The sequence below is a fragment of the Solwaraspora sp. WMMD937 genome, assembly GCF_029581175.1.
Classification (GTDB): Bacteria; Actinomycetota; Actinomycetes; order Mycobacteriales; family Micromonosporaceae; genus Micromonospora_E.
The window spans coordinates 688101-708994 of record NZ_CP120738.1 but is presented as its reverse complement, the minus strand read 5'-3'; the positions used below and the strand labels follow the sequence as shown (position 1 = coordinate 708994).

22 protein-coding genes, 2 tRNA genes and 1 other RNA gene are annotated in these 20894 nt (G+C 70.6%); 11 read left to right on the top strand and 14 right to left on the bottom strand.

All coding sequences use genetic code 11. From position 1 onward, the window contains the following. Positions 1–20: 20 nt before the first annotated feature. Entirely contained in the window at positions 21–1019 is a 999-nt protein-coding gene (locus O7621_RS03245; protein WP_282232653.1) for a prephenate dehydrogenase/arogenate dehydrogenase family protein, read from the bottom strand. Positions 1020–1135: 116 nt separating this feature from the next. Between O7621_RS03245 and O7621_RS03240 the strand changes: the two genes are divergently transcribed. The 4 genes from O7621_RS03240 to O7621_RS03225 all read left to right on the top strand — a co-directional run bounded on the left by O7621_RS03240 (position 1136) and on the right by O7621_RS03225 (position 3232). Then, on the top strand, positions 1136–1603 hold the full coding sequence (locus O7621_RS03240) for a hypothetical protein (protein WP_282232652.1): 468 nt from the start codon (positions 1136–1138) through the stop codon (positions 1601–1603). A 23-nt stretch (positions 1604–1626) separates the two neighbouring features. Then, positions 1627–1827, top strand: coding sequence for a hypothetical protein (locus tag O7621_RS03235; RefSeq protein WP_281552726.1), 201 nt, complete (start codon positions 1627–1629; stop codon positions 1825–1827). 192 nt (positions 1828–2019) lie between these two features. Then, positions 2020–2652: a tRNA adenosine deaminase-associated protein gene (locus O7621_RS03230; protein WP_278172163.1), complete on the top strand. Its 633-nt coding sequence runs from the start codon at positions 2020–2022 to the stop codon at positions 2650–2652. 19 nt (positions 2653–2671) lie between these two features. Continuing rightward, positions 2672–3232: a nucleoside deaminase gene (locus O7621_RS03225; RefSeq protein WP_282232651.1), complete on the top strand. Its 561-nt coding sequence runs from the start codon at positions 2672–2674 to the stop codon at positions 3230–3232. Between the two features lie 68 nt (positions 3233–3300). Here O7621_RS03225 and deoD read toward each other — a convergent pair whose 3' ends face one another. After that, positions 3301–4008, bottom strand: coding sequence for a purine-nucleoside phosphorylase (gene deoD / locus O7621_RS03220; RefSeq protein WP_282232650.1), 708 nt, complete (start codon positions 4006–4008; stop codon positions 3301–3303). A 90-nt stretch (positions 4009–4098) separates the two neighbouring features. Between deoD and O7621_RS03215 the strand changes: the two genes are divergently transcribed. Further along, positions 4099–4188: transfer RNA gene (locus O7621_RS03215), tRNA-Ser, on the top strand. Between the two features lie 62 nt (positions 4189–4250). Here O7621_RS03215 and O7621_RS03210 read toward each other — a convergent pair. Beyond that, positions 4251–5294, bottom strand: a complete 1044-nt coding sequence (locus tag O7621_RS03210) for a hypothetical protein (protein WP_282232649.1) — start codon at positions 5292–5294, stop codon at positions 4251–4253. Between the two features lie 320 nt (positions 5295–5614). Between O7621_RS03210 and O7621_RS03205 the strand changes: the two genes are divergently transcribed. Next, a complete protein-coding gene (locus O7621_RS03205) occupies positions 5615–6244 on the top strand; it encodes a LuxR C-terminal-related transcriptional regulator (protein WP_282232648.1) in 630 nt (209 codons plus the stop codon). Between the two features lies 1 nt (position 6245). Here the strand turns inward: O7621_RS03205 and O7621_RS03200 are convergent, their stop codons facing one another. The 6 genes from O7621_RS03200 to O7621_RS03175 all read right to left on the bottom strand — a co-directional run bounded on the left by O7621_RS03200 (position 6246) and on the right by O7621_RS03175 (position 14301). Continuing rightward, the gene (locus O7621_RS03200) at positions 6246–6473 is read right to left on the bottom strand and encodes a hypothetical protein (RefSeq protein WP_281552732.1); all 228 of its coding nucleotides are present in this window, start codon (positions 6471–6473) and stop codon (positions 6246–6248) included. A gap of 104 nt (positions 6474–6577) precedes the next feature. Beyond that, positions 6578–9169 (bottom strand): caspase family protein, encoded by a 2592-nt coding sequence (locus tag O7621_RS03195; RefSeq protein WP_282232647.1) that lies wholly within the window; start codon positions 9167–9169, stop codon positions 6578–6580. Between the two features lie 186 nt (positions 9170–9355). Beyond that, positions 9356–12397: an AAA family ATPase gene (locus tag O7621_RS03190; RefSeq protein ID WP_282232646.1), complete on the bottom strand. Its 3042-nt coding sequence runs from the start codon at positions 12395–12397 to the stop codon at positions 9356–9358. Positions 12398–12546: 149 nt separating this feature from the next. Continuing rightward, the gene (locus O7621_RS03185; protein WP_282232645.1) at positions 12547–12765 is read right to left on the bottom strand and encodes a hypothetical protein; all 219 of its coding nucleotides are present in this window, start codon (positions 12763–12765) and stop codon (positions 12547–12549) included. 210 nt (positions 12766–12975) lie between these two features. Continuing rightward, positions 12976–13686 carry a VWA domain-containing protein gene (locus O7621_RS03180; protein WP_281552736.1) on the bottom strand — a complete coding sequence of 237 codons (711 nt, stop codon included), beginning with the start codon at positions 13684–13686 and terminating at the stop codon, positions 12976–12978. A gap of 66 nt (positions 13687–13752) precedes the next feature. Next, positions 13753–14301, bottom strand: coding sequence for a MarR family winged helix-turn-helix transcriptional regulator (locus tag O7621_RS03175; RefSeq protein ID WP_282232644.1), 549 nt, complete (start codon positions 14299–14301; stop codon positions 13753–13755). A 134-nt stretch (positions 14302–14435) separates the two neighbouring features. On the opposite strand from O7621_RS03175, the gene O7621_RS03170 reads away from it, so the two are divergent. Together O7621_RS03170 and O7621_RS03165 are read left to right on the top strand one after the other, a co-directional pair. Next, positions 14436–15974 (top strand): LLM class flavin-dependent oxidoreductase, encoded by a 1539-nt coding sequence (locus tag O7621_RS03170; RefSeq protein ID WP_282232643.1) that lies wholly within the window; start codon positions 14436–14438, stop codon positions 15972–15974. 28 nt (positions 15975–16002) lie between these two features. Next, entirely contained in the window at positions 16003–16467 is a 465-nt protein-coding gene (locus O7621_RS03165) for a GNAT family N-acetyltransferase (protein WP_282232642.1), read from the top strand. 533 nt (positions 16468–17000) lie between these two features. Here the strand turns inward: O7621_RS03165 and O7621_RS03160 are convergent. From O7621_RS03160 to O7621_RS03150, 3 genes are all read right to left on the bottom strand, one after another. Beyond that, the gene (locus tag O7621_RS03160; RefSeq protein ID WP_282232641.1) at positions 17001–17192 is read right to left on the bottom strand and encodes a hypothetical protein; all 192 of its coding nucleotides are present in this window, start codon (positions 17190–17192) and stop codon (positions 17001–17003) included. A gap of 88 nt (positions 17193–17280) precedes the next feature. Then, positions 17281–17838: a cysteine hydrolase gene (locus O7621_RS03155; RefSeq protein WP_281552741.1), complete on the bottom strand. Its 558-nt coding sequence runs from the start codon at positions 17836–17838 to the stop codon at positions 17281–17283. A 4-nt stretch (positions 17839–17842) separates the two neighbouring features. Further along, complete coding sequence (locus tag O7621_RS03150) at positions 17843–19009, bottom strand: hypothetical protein (protein WP_282232640.1); 1167 nt, start codon at positions 19007–19009, stop codon at positions 17843–17845. 175 nt (positions 19010–19184) lie between these two features. On the opposite strand from O7621_RS03150, the gene O7621_RS03145 reads away from it, so the two are divergent. Together O7621_RS03145 and O7621_RS03135 are read left to right on the top strand one after the other, a co-directional pair. Further along, on the top strand, positions 19185–19442 hold the full coding sequence (locus O7621_RS03145; RefSeq protein ID WP_282232639.1) for a hypothetical protein: 258 nt from the start codon (positions 19185–19187) through the stop codon (positions 19440–19442). Between the two features lie 418 nt (positions 19443–19860). Continuing rightward, a complete protein-coding gene (locus tag O7621_RS03135; RefSeq protein WP_282232638.1) occupies positions 19861–20100 on the top strand; it encodes a hypothetical protein in 240 nt (79 codons plus the stop codon). A 46-nt stretch (positions 20101–20146) separates the two neighbouring features. On the opposite strand, the gene O7621_RS03130 is transcribed toward O7621_RS03135, so the two are convergent. Then, entirely contained in the window at positions 20147–20344 is a 198-nt protein-coding gene (locus O7621_RS03130) for a hypothetical protein (protein ID WP_282234439.1), read from the bottom strand. A gap of 219 nt (positions 20345–20563) precedes the next feature. Beyond that, positions 20564–20648, bottom strand: a tRNA-Ser gene (locus O7621_RS03125). An 87-nt stretch (positions 20649–20735) separates the two neighbouring features. Between O7621_RS03125 and ffs the strand changes: the two genes are divergently transcribed. Further along, positions 20736–20826, top strand: an RNA gene (gene ffs, locus O7621_RS03120) — signal recognition particle sRNA small type. Positions 20827–20894: the final 68 nt, after the last annotated feature.

Below are 20894 nucleotides of genomic sequence, written 5' to 3'. Positions count from 1 at the left end.
CGTCGGCCAGCCGGGCCGGGTCAGTCGACCGGCGCCGGCCGGACCGCCGTCACGGTACGTCGGTCCTCGGCCACGGCGGTGATCCAACCGCCGGCCCGCCCCAGCCGCAGCAACGCGTCCGGCCGGGCCGGCAGCTCCAGCGGCCGGCCCGGCTGTGGTGGCCAGCCGCCCCGGGCCGAACTACCCGGGGTCAGCCACGGCACCAGAGCCTGCACCGGGTCTTCCGCGTCCAGCGCCGCCCGGGCCGCAGTCAGGGTGGCGAGCACCTCGTCCAGGGCGGCCCGGACCGCCCCGGCGTTGCCACCGCACATCGCCGCCACCAGCTCCGGCCGGCTGGCTGCGACCCGGGTGCCGTCCCGAAAGGATCCGGCGGCCAACGACCAGGCGAGCGGGTCCGTCACCGCGGTGGCGGCCAGCGCGGTCGCGAGCAGATGTGGTACGTGACTGATCGCCGCGACGGCCCGGTCGTGCTCCTCGGCGGTGGCCGGTACCACCCGGGCGCCCAGCCCGGTCACCGCTGTCGCCACCGTCAGCCAGTCGTCGACCGAGGTCACCGGCGGCTCCAGGCAGAGCACCCAGGCGCAGCCGGTGAACAGTTCCGGATCGGCGGAGGTGAACCCGGAGGTCTCCCGACCGGCCATCGGATGGCCGCCGACGAACCCGGCGGTCCGGTCGTGCTGGCGGTGCAGCCGCCGGTCGACCAGCCGCCGCACCGGCTCCTTGACCGAGGTGACGTCGGTGACCAGCCCGGAGTAGCCGACCGCGGCGATCTCGTCGAGCACCGGACCCACCGCCGGCAGCGGCACCGCCAGCAGCACCAGATCGGCGTCGGCCACCGCGTCCCGTACCGTCGGGGCGACCTGCCAGCGTGCGCCGGGTGCCGCCCGCGCGGCCGCGGTACGTGCGGTGGCCCGGGTCGCGGGATCGGCGTCGTACCCGAAAACCCGGTGCCCGGCGGCGGCGAACGCGCGCAGCGCGGAACCGCCGATAAGCCCCAGCCCGATCACCGCCACTCGCACGCGGTGACTCTGCCACATCGAGCCAGGGCACGATCGGGCAGCCGTCGTCGGTACGCTGACTGGCACGGCGATGGACCGTCACGGCCGCCGCGCCGGCCGCAGGAGGGAGGGACGAGATGCGGGACCGCCCGATCGACTGGCCGTCACCCGCACCGACCAGCCCGCCCGGTTGGCCCGGTGCGCCGGCCGGCTGGCACCCGCCGGTGGCCGGCTGGGGGCCACCGCGCGGCCAGCACCCGTACCCGCCGGGGATGTTTCCGGCCGTGCCCGCGCGGCCACCGGCCCCCTCCCGGCCGACCTACCGGGAGCCGCATCCGGTACGCCGGGGAGCCGTCGCGCTCGGGGCGCTGGCCACCGCGCTGTGGCTGCTGCTGACCGGCCTGATCGGCCAGGACCTGCGCGGGTACGCCCTGTCGACGCTGCTCTGCGGCGCACTCGCCTGGGCCGTCGCGATCCTGCTCGCCCGGGTCGGCGACCGGGGCGTGGCGACCGGCATCGCGCTCGCCATGTCGGCCGGCTGGAGCATCACGACTGTGGCGCTCGCCACACACTGGGCGGCAACCGGCGACTGGCCACTGTGGTGACCGGCGGTGGGCGAATTCCGGGCTTGACGAACGCGGCGACGGTCGGCACGCTCGGCGGCATGGCCAACACCGGGCACCGGCTCGATCCCGAGCGGAATCGGCGCCGACTGCAGATCCTCGCCGAGCTTGCCGGCGCCAAGCTCGGCCGCGAACGGGTCCGGCCCCGTAAGGTCCGAGGGCAGCAGTTGCGCGAGTTGATCGCGGCCCGCCGACTGGTCAACTGACCGAACGCCTCATCTGACCGAACGCCGACGCGCTGTCACGCACCCGTCCCTGCCGGTCAGTGACTGTTCGGGGCGTTGCGGGGTCAACGACCGACCTGAGCCGATACCGTCATTCTGACGACAGAATCGGCGGTCACCGACGGCGGCGGGATGCCGCGCCGCCCGGTGACCGCAGGGACCATTGGGGGGACCGTGCCCTATTTTGCTGCCGCTGCCGTACGCGGCCCGGCCGGTTGGTCCGGCGCCGAGCTCGACCTCGGTGGGGTCGCCGACATCGACGAGGTGGTCGACCGGCTCCGTGAGGTCGACCCCGACGCCGAGGTGTCACTGCTGTTCGTCGAATCGGACGACAGTTACCTGGTGATCCTGCGCCTCGACGAGGGCGAGGATCTGCGAATTTTCAGTTCGGACGCCGCGTTCGCCGAGGAGTCCCGGCTGGGCGCGCTGCTGATCGGCGACATCCGTACCCCGGCCGTCGAGGTGGACCTCGAACCGGTCGTGGTCGGTGCCGGCGGCGGCTCGATGTCCGCCGCCGCTGCCGCGCCGGCCGGTTCCCGCGCCGGCGGGTACCTGGTCGGCGACCCGTTGGACGACTCCGACGACGTCGACGCGTTGGCCGACGAGGAGGACGACGACGATGAGCCGGCCGCCGACCCGGACGCGGAGCCGGTCGGTGACGCCGACCTGCTCGCCGATCTCGGCCTGTCGGCCCGACGGCTGCTGGCACTGTGCGCGCGGGACGGCATGCTGCCGGCCGACGTGACCGCCGAGATCTGCCAGACGGTCGGCTGCGGCGACGAGATCGAGGAGTTGCGCGAGGCATGAGATCGGGCGGGGCGACGGCGTGACCGGACGTGGCGACGGCGTGCCGACGGCCCGGCGGCACCGCGACCCGCTGCACGAGAGCTGGATGCGGCGGGCGTTGTCGGTGGCCGGCGGGCCGACCGCCGGCGCCGGCCCCGTTGGTGTGCCGCCCGGCACGGCAGGGGTACCCGTCGGTGCGGCTGACGTGCCGGGCGGTACGGCTGACGTGCCGGTCGGTGCGGTCGTCTACGACGCGGCCGGCCGCGAACTCGCGGTCGCCCACAACGAACGCGAACTGACCGGCGACCCGACGGCACACGCCGAGATCCTCGCGCTGCGCCGGGCCGCCGCCCGGCTCGGCCGGTGGCGGCTCGAAGGGTGCGCCCTGGTGGTCACTCTGGAACCGTGCACCATGTGCGCTGGCGCGTTGGTGCTGGCCCGGGTCTCGACCGTGGTCTTCGGCGCGTGGGAGCCGAAGACCGGTGCCGTCGGATCGCTGTGGGACGTCGTGCGCGACCGCCGCCTCAACCACCGGCCGATTGTGTACGCCGGGGTGCTGGCCGACGAGTGCGCCGCCGCGCTGCGGGCCTTCTTCCGCTGAGCCGCGTCGCGGGCCTTCTTCCGCTGAGCCGGTCGGCCCGCCGGTATCGCCGGCCGATCTCGGTGGCGTCAGGCGGTCGCGGTGTCCAGCGCGATGCGTACCATCTCGCTGAAGGTCTGCTCCCGGTCGTCCGCGCTCATCTTCTCGCCGGTACGGATGTGGTCGCTCACGGTGAGGATGGTCAACGCGCGGGCCCGGAACCGGGCGGCGATGGTGTACAGCGCCGCCGACTCCATCTCGACCGCCAGCACCCCGTAGTCGGCCAGCGTGTCGTACAGGTCCGGCCGGTCGGTGTAGAACGCGTCGGCGGCCAGGACCGGGCCGACCCGCAGGTCGACACCGTGCCGGTGGGCCGCGTCGACCGCCGTACGCAGCAGGCCGAAGTCCGCCACCGGCGCGTAGTCGACGAGCCCGGCGAAGCGCACCCGGTTCATGTTCGAGTCGGTCGACGAACCGTTGGCTGCGATCACGTCCCGCAGGTGCAGATCCTCGGCCAACGCGCCGCAGGAGCCGACCCGGATCAGCGTCCGCACCCCGTACTCGTTGATCAGCTCGTGGGCGTAGATCGACGCCGACGGCATGCCCATTCCCGACCCCTGCACCGACACCCGCGTCCCGGCGTACCGGCCGGTGAAGCCGAACATGCCGCGCACGTTCGAGTAGCAGGTGGCGTCCTCGAGGAAGTTCTCGGCGATCCACTTGGCGCGCAGCGGGTCTCCGGGCATGAGGACCCGCTCGGCGATGTCGCCGGGCTTGGCTCCGATGTGCGTGCTCATGGCCATGATCCTGCCAGTGCGGCCGGTGCCGCCCGCGTTCGGGCGGCACCGCCGTGACGGTCGGCCGGCGCTTCAGGTAGCCTACTCGGCGGTGGTGTGTCCGAGTGGCCTAAGGAGCACGCCTCGAAAGCGTGTGAGGGTTCACGCCCTCCGCGGGTTCAAATCCCGCCGCCACCGCCACTGAACAGGCGAGACGCCCGGCAGTCCGCAAGGACCTGCCGGGCGTCTCGGCGCACCGGTCCTCACCGGTCGGCGATCAGCTCGACGACGGCGTTGGCGATCCGGTCGATCGCCGCAGAGTCGGCCAGCAGTGCGGCGACCCGCTCGTCCGCGGCCGGTCCACCACCGGGCGGCCGGTCCATCTCCTCGGCACCCGTGCCGGTGTCGAACACCGAGCGGAGTACGGCGACCACCGCGCACCGGGGGTCGGCACCTCGACGTAGCTGTGCCTCGATCGCCGTGACCGCGACCGACGCCAGCTCGGTCAACCGTGCCTCGTCCGCCTCGTCCGGCCTCCTCGGCTGCAGGTGGTCGGTCTCGCGAGCCGGAGCGGTCCCGGTCCGGGCGGCCGGCAGCACCGGGGCGTGCTTGCGGCCGAGTGGCCGTTCGACGAAGTCCGCGTACCACTTCGGACGTCTGCGCATCGCGGCGAGCACCCGGTCGAGGTCGGCCGTCACCTCCCGCTCCCCGCCACCGCAGTGCCCGGTGACGGCGGCCCGGCGGTCTGCCCACGCGGACAGCGGCCACACCCGCACTCCGGCCGTGGCCGGGATCCCCACCCAGACCAGCACCTCGACGGCGAGGGTCAGCAGCCACGGGTCCTGGCCGAGGTCGTGCTTGAGCCATCCGGGCAGCCGGGGCCGCTGCAACGCGCCACGGTCGCCGCGTCGGCGGCGGTGCGCGTCGACGGTGGCCGGGCCGATCCGCCGGGCGATCCACCCCTCCAGGTTGACCACTGGGACCTTGGCGTTGGCCAGCAGGTCGTCGAGGACTGCCTCGACGTCGTCGTGGAACTTGTCCAGGCATTCGGCTTCCAGTCGGTGGACCGACGACGCGCAGGTGTGGTGTCCCCGGGCGAGTTCGATCCGACGGGTCAGCCGCTGGAACACCACCGGCCAGACCAGCGCGTACCCACCCGCGCGGAGCAGCCCACGCTCCGCGTCGGACGCCGCCCTCGCGCGGTCCGCCAGTATGCCCCGTCGGGCGAGGTCCCGGACGTGATCTTCTGCGGCAGTACGCCCGGACGACGCGCCGGCGGCCCGGACAGCCACGCTCGCACTGGCCATCGGTATCTGTCCTTTCCGGTAATCCACCAAATCATCAGAAAGGTGTGAGTGGGAGGGTGATCGGCGACATGCGTACGGGTCGAAAGATATCTGCGGTTCTGTTGACTCAGGAAGCGATCGGAGCCCGTTGCCGTAATAGTGCGTAGTAGCGGGGTCGAATTGTCGCCCGGTGTAGATCTGAGGTGTGTCCCGCCGGATCTATGTATGGGTACTGGTGCGACTACGTAGTTCGCCCAATGGAACGGCCGCCGGGCGCGGCGAAGCTGGCGATGTGCCGGTGCCCGACCCGCACGTCGACCGATCCCATCAGGAGTGCTGCGATGACCACCACACTTCCTTCTCTGCCGGACCACCCCACCCACCGGGCCGAGCCCGCCGACCGGCTGCTCGACCTGGTGCTTCCCGGGCCGGTCGAGCCGACCACCCGGACCCTGCTGACGGCGGCCGCCGCCGGCGACCCGGTACTGCTGCGCGCCCTGGTCCAGCTCGGGCTGGCCCTCGGCGACCTGGTCCGCCGGGACGGACACTGGCGGTGGAGCACCACCGGACCGCGTACCGCCTTGCCGACCGGGTCGTGCGGTACACGGCCGGTTCGGCGTACCGCCGGCCAGCTCGCCGCGATCCGGACCCTGGCCGAGTCGTGGAGCCGGCCGCATCCGGCCGCCGGCTGCACCGTCGCCGACCGGCCGGGGGCGGCCGTGCCGCCAGTGCGAGTGCCCCGGCTGACCGTCCGCGAACAGGAGATCCTGCGCCTGCTCGCGGACGGTCTGACCGCTCGGGCGATCGGTCACCGGCTGCTGCTGTCGCCGCGTACGGTGGCCAAGCACCAGGAGCGGATGTACCGCAAGTTCGGCACCTCCGACCGGCTGACCACCGTGCTGCGGGCGCAGCGGCTGGGCCTGCTCCCGCCGCCGGACGCGCTGGCCGTCACGGGCCGTGGCGACGGGTGAATCAGGACATCTCGCTCGGGCGGGGGTCGAGACCGAGATCCACGACCACGGTCACCGCGGTCCGGCCGTTGAGGTAGACCGTCACCGGCCGGCTGGCCCCGTCCAGCAGCTCCAGCTTGACCACCGAACCGGTTTCCATGGCGGTCTGGATGCCGGCGAGGACCGGGTCGAGGTTCGACTCGGGGATCTCCCACTCGGACCCGTCGACGATCACACGCTTGCGAGCCATGATTTCCACCTTTCAGTCTGTTGTCCGTACCGATATTTCAGCACCGCCGGGGCACCGGGCGTAATTAGATGAATTGCGTACCGGTGACCCGGCGGAGGCGTTGGTCAGTCGACCGTTTCGACCGTGTACGAGAACGAGAAGTCCTGCGCCCGCAGATTCCCCACGGCCGGGTGCCGGCCGACGCCGAATTCCTCGGTCGCCAGCAGGGAGGTGCGGTACAGGCCGATGCTGTCGCCGACCGCGTCCAGCAGCAGCCGGTACGCCAGGTTGACGACCAGGGCACCCGCCCCGATCGCGGCGGCTGCGGCTGCGGCCTGCGGGGCGGCCACGGCCAGCCCGAGCAGGTTTGCCCCGGCGGCCTGGAAGGCCGGGCCGTTGAGTTCGTCGCGCAGCAGGTCGCTCAGTGCCCGGCTGTCCCCGGTGTCCCGGGACACCCAGACCGCCAGGTCCAGGTAGTCCACCGCCGGACCGTGGTAGACGAGCATCCGGTCCAGCGGCAGCCGGTCTCCGTCGCGGACGTTGCGGAACCGCGCCGTCTCTGCCCGGTACGGCACCGCCGGGTCGTCGTCGGCGGTGCCGGTGAGCACCACCGCGTCGACCCGGATGTCGGCGCTGCGCAGCGCCCGGTTGCGGTGCACCAGCACCTCGTCCAGCCGGACCGCGACAGTGCGCGCCGCGCCGCTCCGGGCACGGAACAGCAGCCGCGACCGGTCCGGGCGTTCGTCAATCTGGAACCGCACCGACTCGGCCGGCGGCCGCGCCGTCGGGCTCAAGCTGAATTCGATGGTACGCAGCGCGTAGCGCACCTCCGGGGCGAGTTCGTTGGACATTTCCCGCACACCGCCGCTGCCCAGCTGGTCGAGGGCCCGCTCCAGCGGCGACTGGTGGCGGCGTGGGACGCGGCGGCGGAGCTCGGAACGGTCGGCGGTGCGGATGCCGTCCTGTTGGAGCAGCCCGACGTCCTGCGGCTGCGAAGTGGCGATCAGCAGGACCGTCTCCGGCCGCCCGGCCGCCGGCACGATGCCGGCCGGCCAGTTCAGTCGCACACCGCGCAGTACGCCGCTCAGGGCGTCGTACCCCACCAGGTACTCCTTGTCGGGCTCGAGCCGGAACCCGGACGGCGCGAAGTTGGTGAGATTCTCGATCCGGGCGGAGACACCGATGTCGAGCAGCGATACGAAGACCGTCTCGGAGCCGTCGTTGCGCACCCGTACGTACACCTGGTCGCCGTCGTGCACGACCTCGCCGGCGGACCGCATGGGCACCTCGACGCCGTTGACGACCCGGCCCCACTCGAGCGTCAACGGGGTGTCGAGGACGCACCGGGGGTCCTCGCCGAGGGCCCGCAGTCCGGTGGCGCGGGCAACCCGTTCCAGGTCGGTGAGCAGCCGGGCGGCGGTGCCCGGCCCGGCCGGTCGGGGGCTGTGCAGCGGACCGGTCCGGTCGTGGATCTGGTAGTTGCCGGCCCGGTCGGGCCGGACCTCCACGGTGCACGGCTCGTCCGCATCGGCCAGCCGGACCAGGGTGCTGGTCCGGATCGCGGCGACCAGGTCGGCGGCGTCCGGGTCGGTCACCCGGACCGGCAGCGCGGGTGCGGCACTGCGGGTCCGGTACGCCCGGGCCGTCGTCGGCACCTCGGACCAGCCGGTACGCAGGGTGAGCTCGGCCTGTGCCGCCAGCGCCCCGAGCCGGTCGACGACGGCGGTGCCGACGCTGGTCTCCTCGTCGACCGGCAGCTCGGCCGGCATCACGGTGAACTCGTCGTGGAGCTCGACGCCGAGCAGCGGGGCGCCGGGCAGGACCACCCGGCCGTCGGGAGTGGGGGCCACCGGCAGGCCGGCTATCGGGTCCGTCTCCTGGAGTGAGAACAGCAGTCGGCGGGACGGCCCTTCCGCCTCGGGCCGCTGGTTCGACGCCCGGCGCAGCACCTGGCGACGTACCGTCTCCATCAGCGTGAACCAGGTCACCGGAAGGTTCTCGGCGGCGGCCAGTGCCTGGATCAGCGCCTCGGTGAACATCCCGGTGCGCAGCCCGGCGCCGTTGCGGTACTCGTAGGCGGACTGCTCGGGGGCGCAGGCCACCAGCCGCACCGAGTGCGGGTTGCCGGTCACTGCCCGCCGGTCGACCGCGAGCCCGTCCCGGCGCAGCGCTGCCAGGTGCCGGCTGATCTGCTCGTACCGGGTGGTCGACTGCCGGTCCAGGCCTTTGACCCGCAGGTCGGGGTCGCGGGACTGGTGGGCGGCGTGGCAGCAGTCCAAGGCCACCACCACGTTCTGCGTCACCTCGGTCAGCCGGGCCTGCAGCACTGACAGCTCGACCGAGGTGATGCCCAGAAACTCATCCTCAGTGGATGACGAGTAGTCGGTGGGCACGATGAACTGCAGGTCGCCCGGCCGCCGGCCGGGCGTCGGCCGGCTGGCAGGGCCGTCGGCAGCCGGCTCGTCGCTGGCCGGACCCGGTGCGTGTGCGTATCCGCCGTGGCCGCTGTAGTAGAACAGGACAGCATCGTCCGCCGTGCTCTGTCCGATCAGTTCCTCGTAGCCGGCGAGGATGCCGGCACGGGTGGCATCGTCGCCGGTAAGGCAGGAAATGGTGAACCCGCGCCTGCCGAGTGCCGCCGCGATCGTTTCGACATCGTTGTGCACCCCGGTGAGGCCGTTGGTCTGAGAACCGACCAGCAATGCTCTCCGCGTCACCGCTACCCCCTGAAAGGTCGCTCAGCAGATCCGGTGTGGACTTTACGGGTAGGGCACCGGTATCGGCATCACTCAGTGCCTACGATCTTTTGCGTACGGTCACTTTCGGCACGCCCGCCGGCGATCGGATCCGACCTGACAGGACGATCCACCGGTACGTTCGGTGCGACGGCTCCGTACGGAGGTCTATCCGGATTCCCGATCGGAGCAGAGCCGGAGCCGATGAGCCATCGAGGCGGCGGCACTACGGTTGTTGGCCGCCATCTTCTTGAGCAGGTTGGAAACGTGGACACCCGCCGTGCGTTCGGTGATGAACAGTTCGGTGGCGATCTCCCGGTTGGTCCTGCCCAGGCAGAGCAGACACAGCACCTCCAACTCGCGGGCGGTGAGACCGAACGGCCGGGCCGCCGGCCCGGCGGTGTCGGCGGCTGGCTCCGGCAACTCGGGGTCGAGGGTGACCCGGGCGCGACGGGCCATCGCCTCGATCTCGGTACGCAGTGGCCCGGCCGGCAGCGGCTCGGTGGACTGCCAGGCCGACCTGGCGGCCGATCCGGCGCGGGTCAGGTCGCCGGCGGCGAGCGCGGTCTCGGCTTCCCGCCAGTAGGCGTAGCCGGCCGGGTAGGACCGACCGAGCATCGACCAGCCCCGGGCCACCACCGCCCAGGCGTCGGGGTCGGCGGTGCCTCGGGCCCGGGCGAGCTCGGCCAGGCAGAGGTCACGCCACACCCGTACCTGCGAAACCCCGGCCTGGTCGGCCTGCGGGAGATCCAGGCTGTCAACCGGCACCGCCGCCTGGCCGGCCAACCGCTCGGCGTACGCGACAACCGCCGACAACCGGACCGGGTCACGCTCGGGTTGCGTGCGCAGCAGCTCGCACTCGTCGGCGGCGGCCCGCAGTCCGACGGCGTACATCCGGGTGAGCTCCAGGAGGTTGGCCTGGCCCTCCAGCACAGCCAGGCCGGCCCGCACCGCCTCAGCCGCCCCGGTCAGGTCGCCCCGCCACAGGGCGAGCTCCGCCAGACAGGCGTACAGCGGTCCGACGAACCGGGGGTCGGTGGTCGGCCGGTCCACGAGTTGGACGCCGGCCAGCAGATCGGCGGCCGTGTCGAAGGACCCCTGGGCGAGCCGGATCTCGGCCAGGGTCAGCCGAGGGTAGAGGGTGCCCCGCAGCGGCCTGGCCCGCAGCACGTCGTCCAGCACCGCGGCCGCCTCGTCCCATCGGCCCAGCAGTACCAGCGTCGCGGCGGCGTTGTTGGCCAGCACGCCGGCGCCGCGGGCCTGCTCCAGACCGCGTGCGCGGGCCACCTTCAGCCCGTCGAGGGCGACCTGGACCGAGTCGGTGAGCCGCCCCACGTGCTCCAGCGCGACCGCGAGGTTGCCGTACGCCCGGAACAGGTCCTCGAGGTGGTCGACCTCCTCGGCGATCCGCAGTGCCTCGCGTACCTTGGCCATGCCGTCGCTCGGCTGGTCGAGCATGGTCAACGCCATGCCCAGGGTGTTGAGCGCGCGGCCCTCCTCGGCCCGGGCCGGCACCGCCCGGGCCAGCTCGACCGCGTGGGCACCTTCCCTCGCGCCCTCGGCGTACCGGCCCTCGCGTACCTCAGCCATCGCCACAGCGGCCAGTACCCGAGCGCTGACCGCGCTCGGCGGCTGCTCGGCCAGCGCCCGCGCCGCCGCCCGGTAGGTCTGTTGCGATTCGCCGTACTCACCGGCTTCCCAGAGGTAGTTGCCGAGGCGTTCGAGCAGTTCACCCGCGTCGCGGGCGGCGGCCCGGTCCACCTCGGCGATCGCGGCGCGGATCAGTTCCAGCGCCTGCTCGACCCGACCGCCCCACCGGGCGGTGTCGGCGGCGGCGGCCAGTACCCGCCAGCGCGGCTGGCCGGTGCGTCGCTGCGGATCGTCGACGCGCGACCACAGGCTGAGCACCCGCTGGTACTGCTGTTCGGCTTCGCGGAACGCGTGGACCCGTACCGCCATCTCGCCGGCGTGCACGGCGGCGGTCAGCGCCTCCGGTAGTGCTCTGGCCTCGTACCAGTGGTGGGCCAGTTCGGCCGCTGCGGTGAGATCCTCGGCGAGGCTGAACCCCGGGTCCGCGGTGAGGGCGGTGGCGAGCGCGCGGTGCAGCCCGACCCGCTCACCCGGCAGCAGTTCCTGGTAGACCGCCTCGCGCAGCAGGGCATGCCGGAAAACGTACGTGTCGTCGGCGGCGTCGATGGTGAGAACGTGCTGGGCGACGCACTGCCGCAGCGCTTTGATCAGCTGCTGATCGGGCAGGTCGCAGACGGCTGCCAGCAGCCGGTGGCTCACTCGCCGCCCGGCGACCGCTGCGACTCGCAGCACGTCGGCTGCGGCGTCGTCGAGCAGTTCGACCCGGGACAGCATGATCTCGCTCAGAGAGTTGGGCAGTCGGGTGGACGCGGGATCGGTCAACACCCCGGAGACCACCAGTTCCTCGGCGAAGAACGCGTTTCCGTCGGACAGTTCGTAGTACCGGTCCAGCAGCGACCGGTCCACCGGGTCGCCGGTCGACGCGGTCAGGAACCGTTCCAGCTCGGCGCGGGTGAACCGGGCCAGCTCCAGCCGGTGGATCCGGCGGATGAAGTCCGGCTCGGCGAGCAGCGTCCGCAGTGGGTGCCGCCGGTCCAGGTCGTTCGACCGGTAGCTGTGCACCAGCAGGATCCGCTCGTCGGTCTGCGCCCGGGCCAGATAGGAGACCAGGTCCAAGGTGGATGGATCGGCCCAGTGCAGGTCCTCGAAGATCAGCACGGTCGGCGCGTGCGCGCCGAAGTGGTCGAGCATCCGCAGGACCGCGCCGAACACCCGCAGCTGTGCGGTCGACTCGCCGAGGGGCGCGACTCCGGTGAAGTCCGACACCAGCCGGCTCAGTTCGGCGTACGACGGGCCGCCCAGTTCACGTACCCGCTGCTCACCGAGTGCCCGGACGATCCGCCGCAGGGCGTCGATCAACGGGGCGTACGGCACCGCGCCGGTGCCCAGGTTGATGCAGGCGCCGCGGAGGACGGTGCGGCCCGCCGAGCGGGCCTCGGCGGCGAACTCCTCGAGCAGCCGGCTCTTTCCGACGCCCGCCTCACCGCCGACGAAGACCGTCGCGGCGGCACTGCCCGCCGCCTCGGTCAACAGCCCGGTCAGCCGGGCGCGTTCCGCGGCGCGGCCGATGAAAGATCCACCCGCTGCCGGAAACTGCGCAGATGCGTACGCCGTCGCCATGTGTCCATGGTGGCGCGAGTAATGGGGACTGTCAGCCGTCGCCGTGTGTCACATCGTATTCGGTGGCCGATGCTGACTCAGTGGTCACCGGAAAATGCCGGTCCGGTCGGCCGGAAGCGATGGTGTGCCGTTGCGCTGCGTTGTCCAGGTTAACGACAATCGTCGCGGTCGTCCGGCTCCGGAATCGATTCCACGGTACGCCGGCGGTCGTCGACGTACTCGGCCAACCCGTCAAGGTCCGCACCGCCGGTCACAGCGGCCTGCCACGCCGCGCCGAACTCGGCGGCGAGTAATTCGATCATCCGTTGTCGGGTTTCGGCTGGTAGCCCGTCATCGGGCACCGGTCCGCCGGATCGATCGTCGATCATCGAGACCTCCGTCGCGATCGTTGGCCTCGTACTCCGGAATTGATGTGCCCCTCGGACATTGTCAATAGTTCGGATCATATCCGAACCTGACGGACAGTCGACCTTGGCCGTTCAGCGGACGGCCTGACGACAATCAAGATCACCGTAACAAGATCACCGTAGCTGGTCCGAGTCGGGCCGGGCTGCCGTCGCCCGCAGTCGGGGCCACCGTCACCCAGGGCCGGTCGGATCGAACCGCTGCACCCCGGGCGGAAGGTCCGGCCCGTCGGGCAGGACCGGTCCGGCGTCGCCGGCCGCGCGATAGCCGGACCGGACGACGCTGTCGATGAGCACCTGTGCGATCCCGGTGATCGTCCGGGCCGGATCGGAGCCGGGCACCATCAGGTACGACGCCGTCCGTCCCGATCCGGTCGCCGGATGGGCCAGCGACCTGATGATCCGGGGATCCGCCTCGTCGACGCCGCATGCGACGACGCTCGGGCGGGCGCTGGACGAGGTCAGCTCGGCGAACGCCGCCTGCCAGGCGGACCGCAAGTCGGTTGGCCGGCCATCGCTGATGAACCAGACGGTGGGCCGGTGTGTGGTCGCTCCGCTGGCCGCGAACCGCGCCATGTCCGATTCGATCTCGTCCCGTGTGGTCGCGAACGCCGACTCGTAGCAGGTGCCGCCGCGTGCGGTGAGGGGTGGTGCGACCAGCCCGGGAGCCAGCAGATCACCGAGCGGGAGTCGGACCTCCGCGTGGTCGGAGAAGTCGATCAGCCCGAACCGTACCCGGGCCGCGACGACCGGGTGCCGCGCCAGCGCGTCGACGAGCGCCGGCACGATCTCGTTCGCCGCCTCCAACTTGCCGTCCGCCGCCATCGACACCGAGACGTCGACGACCAGATAGAACGGCAGCAGGGTGTTGTCTGACCGGCGCATCGATGGGCTCCTCCGTCCGCCATGCCCCAGGTCTGACGGACGGGTGTGGGCCGAGCTGGACGAAGCTCAGCGCGGACCGTCCGCTGGCTCGTGCGGCTGGCCGTCGGCGGCGATGTCGGACACGATCTGGCAGGTGTCGACGACCGGATCGACGGCCTGTGCCTGGTCGGCCAGCTGGAACAGCAGCGACCGCAGTGCCTCGCGGTCGGTCGGCTGCAGCGGCCCCAGTAGGTGCTTTTCAGCCTGCTCCAGCCGGTCCCGGGTCGCCGACCAGACCTGGTGCCCGTGGTCGGTCGCGACGATGGTCTTGTGCCGGCGGTCGTCCGGGTTGGCCCGTCGCTCGACCAGGCCGGCGTTCTCCAGGTCGTCGATCAGGTAGGTCATCACCGTCTTGTCGATGCCCAGCCGACGGGCCAGCGAGATCTGACTCTGCGGCGTGGCCTCGACCGCCGCCGCCAGCACCTGGTGCCCGCGCGGCCCGCCGGGCAGGTCGTGCAGCACGGCGCTGCTGCTCTTGACGTACGCCCGGAAGACCACGCCCAGCGCCCAGCCGAGATCACCGCCGCCAGCGGTGCGGGCCGGACCCGGGTCCGTGCGTTGACCGGGACGAGGCATACGTCGAGCTTATCGCCGGCTCGTCTGCGTCGAACGACCATCTTCAGGGTCAGAAGAGTCACACTGCCGATCGTCTGCTCAGCAGACTATCTTGTGAGGCATACGCATGACTGCTGTCGCGGGGAGCGGACGACATGGCTGACTACGGACACGACCTGCTGTTCGGCACCTTCATCACCCCGGTCGCCGATCAGGCCGACCGGACCCTGGCGCTCGCCCAGCTGACCGAGGAAGCCGGGCTCGACCTGGTGACCGTGCAGGACCACCCGTACCAGGCCCGGTTCCTGGACACCTGGACCCTGCTGTCGGTGATCGCCGCCCGCACCACCCGGGTCCGGGTCGCGCCGAACGTCGCCAACCTGCCGCTGCGCCAGCCGGCGATGCTGGCCCGCAGCGCGGCCAGCCTCGACCTGCTCAGCGGCGGCCGGGTCGAGCTGGGCCTCGGGGCCGGTGCCTTCTGGGACGCGATCGCGGCGATGGGCGGCGGCCGGCTCACCCCGGCCGAGAGCGTCGAAGCGCTGGCGGAGGGCATCGAGATCATCCGCTCGGTCTGGGACGCCGGCGGCGGCACCGTCAAGGTCGACGGCCGGCATCACCGGGTATGGGGTGTGCATCCAGGTCCGGCGCCGGCCCACCCCATCGGCATCTGGCTGGGCGCGTACAAGAAGCGGATGCTCGGGGTCACCGGTCGACTCGCCGACGGTTGGCTGCCCAGCAGCCCGTACGCGCCGCCGGAGCAGCTACCGGCGATGAACGCGGCCATCGACGCGGCGGCACGGCAGGCGGGGCGGGATCCGGCCGTGGTCCGCCGGCTCTACAACATCAGCGGTACGTTCGGCAGCGGCGACGGATTCCTCACCGGTACGCCGGCCGACTGGGCCGAGCAGCTCGCCGGACTGACCCTGGAGCAGGGCTTCAGCGGCTACCTACTGGCCAGCGACGACCCGGACATGATCCGCCGGTTCGCCGCCGAGGTGGTGCCGGCGGTCCGCGACCTGGTCGCCGCCGGCCGCAGCGCCGCAGCAGCGGGTTCGGTTCCCGCCGCGTCGGCCCCGGCCCCGGCCCCCGCCGCCCCGGCCGCCGGCATCACCCCCACCCCCGACGACGGGGTACGGCTCAGCGCTGAACGCGTCTGGGACGAGTCGACCCGGCCGACCGCCCCGCCACCCGACCCCGGGCTGACCTACAGTCCCGCCCAGCGGGCCGCCGGGCAGCACCTGATCGACGTACACGATCATCTGCGCGAGGAGCTGCGGACCGTGCGCGACCTGATCGACCAGGTCGCAGCCGGCACCATGACCGCCGGCGGTGCCCGGGCGCACATCAACACGATGACCATGCGGCAGAACAACTGGACCCTCGGCGCCTACTGCGAGTCGTACTGCCGGGTGGTGACCACCCACCACACCATCGAGGACATCGGCATGCTGCCGCAGCTGCGCCGCGCCGACCCGGGACTCGCCCCGGTGGTCGACCGGCTGTCGGAGGAACACCACGTCATCCACGACGTGCTGGAACGAGTCGACCGGGCGCTGGTTGCCCTGGTCAGCGAGCCGGACCGGATCGGCGACGTCAAGACCGCCGTCGACCTGCTCACCGATACCCTGCTGTCCCACCTGTCCTACGAGGAACGCGAGCTGGTCGAGCCACTGGCCCGGTTCGGTGTGGGGTGACCAGCACCGGCCGGGCAGGATCTCCGTCATGCGGTTGACCATCGAGCGCGCCGACTTCGCTGACCCGGAGCTCGGCGTCTTCCTGCAGGCACATCTCGACGAACTCGCGCCAACGGCGCCTGCCGAGAGCCGACACGCGCTGGATCTTTCCGGGCTGCGGGCACCGGGCGTCCGCCTGTGGGTCGCCCGGATGAGTGGCGAGCTCGTCGGCACGGGTGCCCTGGCCGAGGTGGAGCCGGCGCACGAGGAGATCAAGAGCATGCGGACGGATCCGCGACGACGCGGCCAGGGCATCGCCGCGCGCGTCCTCGACCACCTCATCGCGGACGCGCGACGACGCGGCATCCGCCGCATCTCGCTGGAGACCGGAAGCATGGACTTCTTCGTCCCGGCGAGGACGTTGTACGCGAAGGCGGGCTTCGTCCCCTGCCCGCCCTTCGGCGCCTACGTCGACGATCCCAACAGCACGTTCATGACCCGCGAGCTGACGTGACCTGAGGCACGACTCATGTCGGCGTCGAGGGCAGTCTGCTGCTCCTACGCCCGGGCCGCGCAGCGGTGCGCCGTGCCCGATCCGCCACCCGGTGTCAGTACGGATCGCGGCCAGCGCCTGTCGCTCGCGTACCAGCCATCTCGTACGCCCGCACGCCACCACGCTACGGCCGGGCGGTGCCGGTGGAACCGGAGCCGGGTGTCTCGTCGACGGCGGAGGAGTCCCTGGCTGACCCGCCGGGCGCGTCGCCCCGCTGACCCTGGGACCGACTCCGCCCACGCTGAGACCAGAACCGAGACGAGAAGCTGCACGAACGCCGCTGCCCGTGTGTATCGGCCAGCGGCATTGTGGCTGCTCGGCGAGCAGCTGTGATCCACAGCGTCTCTTCGACTCGACACGCCGGGGTCTGATCAGCTGGAGTGCTGCAGATCATGGTGCGCGCCGCGGGCTGTCGGAGCGTCGTGAGCGGGCTGATCGGGCGAGGGATAGCTGGCCGATGTCAGCACATGGCCGACCACGCACGTCGGGAATCGTCAAAGCGCTTCTTTTTGAAACGGCCGGTTCTTTTTGATCCAGGCGACGACCTCTTCGCGTGCCCAGATCCGGCCGACGGTGAGCGTATCGAGTGGCTTCGGGAAGTCTGGCCGGTTGACGATGGTCTGGGTGCGCTGACGGCTGATGCCACCCATGAGCGCCTGGATCTCGCCCAAAGCCACCAGTCTCATGTCGCGAACGCTACGCCAAGGTTAGCAACGGCAGCAAGTTGCGCCCGTTGCCACAGTCGACGTGGTAGTAGGTCTGGGCACATTCAGGCTAGCTGCGCTCTGTCGCGACAACCAGCGATGAGGGGATGCGCGCTCGCGTGATTACCTGTCCGGGGCCGATGAAGCGGCGAACTACGAGGAGTCCCGCAGTGTGTGCCTCAAAGCCTGCATGGCTAGCGCACGCATCGGCGATCAACCACGGCGTGTAGCCTCGCTCGAAGGCGTCCACGGCGCCCTTTAGGACGCAGCTTTCAGTAGCAATTCCACAAAAGTATGGCTCTGTCCACCCGTGCTGCTGGAATAATTTCTCGCCCTCCGTGGTGAACGGGCTATAAATGAGTTTGTCGAGTACGATCCCGCGCTCGACGTACGGCGCCAACTCGGGCACTATGTCGGTTTCGGGTGCATCCTGCAGTTTCCGCCAACCAAAGAATCGCTCGAAAGGGCTGCCGGGGTAGTTCAGGTACCGGGTGAAGAGCGTGTCGTTGCCGGCTGCCTGCCAGCGGCGTACCAGGTCGACAACAACAGGAACGACGTGCGCTGACTGTTCGCGTACGAAGCCGTTCTGCATGTCCGTGACTACTAGTACAGGGCGACCTGATGCCATCGGCTCAGCCTTGATCCGTATCGCGGAGGGTTTCGATGGCTTGGTCCAGGGCTGGCATTAGATCGCACGTTCGCAGAATTGCTCGGCGCATTGCCTGATGCTGTCCGGTCTCCCGCAGGCGGGAAACGGTAAGCCGGGAGCGTGCTCCCCGGAGATAGCGCCATCCATGTTCTGGCGGTACCTGCGGATCTCGTCCCTGCTCTACCTGTCGGGCGATCGCGTCGCTGTATGCCCACATCGATTGAATCGCAAGCTCGCAGGCGACCATCTCGGATTCCGTCAGGGAACGCTCGGCTGAGATCGGATGGTATACGACTCCGGACCATGAGGCGTAGCCCACCGAAATCCCAGGTACGCCGAACGATTCGATGCCTACGTGATCGTACGCCTCGGAAAGCAATGACTGCTCGACTAGTTCGGCGTGAGCTAGGTGTTCGTCGTCCATGGCGCGATCGCGGTGCAGCAATGCTCGTGGGGTCGACATGATGCGTAGTGCGGCATCTAATAGCTCCGGTGGCCACGCTGGCTCAGTAACCCAATGAACGCCAAGGATGTAAATCGCTGACTCGTCCTCAGCCGGTGCGATAGGTGCGAGGTAGTCGGTAGCCCATTTGATGTTGTCGCCGTACGATACCTCCCGCCAGGCGGCGAGTGCCGCGATCGTGGACAACTCGACGTGCTCCACAAGGTGAAAGATTGCCGATCCGCACGGCCAGACGTACAGCGTGCAGTCGCCCTCCGGGTGCTCGACCGGAGTCGAAGAGCAGGTGTGCAACTGCTCCTCGGCCGGCGTGCAGCCGGTGGCCTCGCATAGCCGGGCAGCGCCTTCAGCGCCGATGAATGCTGTAAGGAACTTGTGGGATCGCGCCTTGAAGTGCGGCCGATCCTCGGCGCTGCCGGTTAGCTCGCCGAACAGGTCATGGGGCTTTGCGTCGTACGCCAGGCAGTAGAGCTGGCGGTAGATCGAGTCGGTGACTGATACGCGCCCGGTCTCGTGGCGGTACATCGCTTTCTCGATGGCCTCGACCGTCGGCGTCTCACGGATGCCGTGCTGTTGGCCTACGCGGTGCAGCTCGCGCGCTGCGCGTTTGCGGGACTCCCAGCCGACTGCCCTCCGGCGGTTGACCAGCACAAGATTGGGCTTGAACTGCCGAGGGACTTCAGTGGACATGGGCCGTGTCCTTCGTGTCCGTGTGTAGTACCTGCCCGGATCGTCGCCGGCAGGGCAGTCTCATCGATAGGCAAGCAAGATACCGCCGCAGACGGGAGCCGAGGTCAGCGTCAGTCATCAGTACGAGCCTACGCGGTACAGATGGTGCCGAGTCAGCCTTGGAGGCACGACGTCGATGGACGAAGATCGCTGGACCGAGTCGGGTCCGAACGCCGACGACGCCCAGGCTATCCGTGAGTGCGGGACCGATGAAGCGGCCGAGGTGGCTCTCACGCTGCGGTGGAGTTTCGAGGACCTGAAGGCCGAGCACGGTGAGGCCGGCGCCCGACGGATTCTCGCCGAGGTCCTTGCCCGGTGGCAGGCCAACGGCGGCGAGCCGGTGGCGTTCGACGGCCGACGACGCGTGGCCGATCGGAAACGTCTTCCCTTGTGAGAGGAATCCATCGATGTGGGATGTCGGGGCGCTGTTCAGTGCGGCGCTGCTGGGCTTCTGCGCCGGGCTGTGGTCGTTCAGGGTCAAGTCGCGGTGGTGTCCGGACTGCGGGCGTACGACGTATCCGTTGGCGGATCGGCGTGGCGGGTAGTCGGCTGCTCCGCACGCCCGAGCCGAGGCCGGGTGACGTGCTGGTGGTCGGCGGTGAGGCCAGTGTGCAGTTCGCTGGTGAGCGCAGACTGAGGTTCCGGGTCATCTCGGTCGACCCCAGGCCGACGTACGAGGGCTGGGTCTGGGTCACGGGTTACGTGATCGACAGATCCGGCGATGCCGCCGAGCGGCGGGAGATATTCGTGCAACGCCAGGGACTTTTTCGACTGCCCCGGCGCGGAGAACAACCTTGAAGTGGGAGAGAGCAGTGATTGTCGAGATGTTTCGTGAGCTGGTGGTGCGGTGGCGGGAGTGGCGGGACGGGCGGTCGGCGGCGTCGAAGCGGCTGGCCGGGCTGGCCCGGGAGCGTGCGGCGGCCCGGCACCGGAGGTTGGAGGGCAACCGTGGGCATCGCTGGTCGTCGGAGCCGACGATGCTCACTCCGACGCTGCGTCCGCTGATGACCTTCGGTCAGCTGCTCGGCTACCGCGTACCGGCGGGGTCGTGACCTGACCCGGCAGCCGAGTCGGATGCGGTATCCAGGACAACCAGACTCACGCGGCCCCAGCCCGACGGGAGGCGTACAGGTCGGCGAGGAAGTCATCAAACTCATCATCCGACACGAACAGGTCCGGCCGGGCAAGGTCGTCAACCGAGGCGACCGGGCGCACGCCCTGACGGCGCGCCAGCTCCTCAGCAGGCACGTGCTCAGCGGTCGGCCACTCGGGCATCTGTTCGGCGTTGCTCGACATCACGGCTCACCTCCTCGCGGCTCTTGACCATCTCCCATACTCCCGCACAGACCCGAAGGCAGGGTCTCCTGCGACACGGACCGTTCACGGGCTGATCTTGAACGTCGGTGGCTGAGTTCGTCGTGCAGCAGCAGGCAGCGCCCAGACGAAAGAGGTGTACGAACGCCGTTGGCCGGTCCCCCCAGGGACCGGCCAACGGCGTTGTGGCTGCTCAGTGAGCGGAGGATACGAGATTCGAACTCGTGAGGGTGTGAACCCAACACGCTTTCCAAGCGTGCGCCCTAGGCCTCTAGGCGAATCCTCCGCACGACACGATACAGGCTGCGGACGTGGCGGTCAGCACGGGCCGGGGTCGCCGACGGCCGCTCACCGCCCGGGGTACAGTGGGGCCAACCCCTCGTGCGGCGTGCATCTCGTGAACCTCCCCAGGGCCGGAAGGCAGCAAGGATAAGCGAGCTCTGGCGGGTGCACGGGGGGCCCTTTCGTCTCCGGGCCGGCCGGGGTACCCGCACCCCCCTGGGGTGGCGGTCGCCGGCCCGCCCGCGCAGAA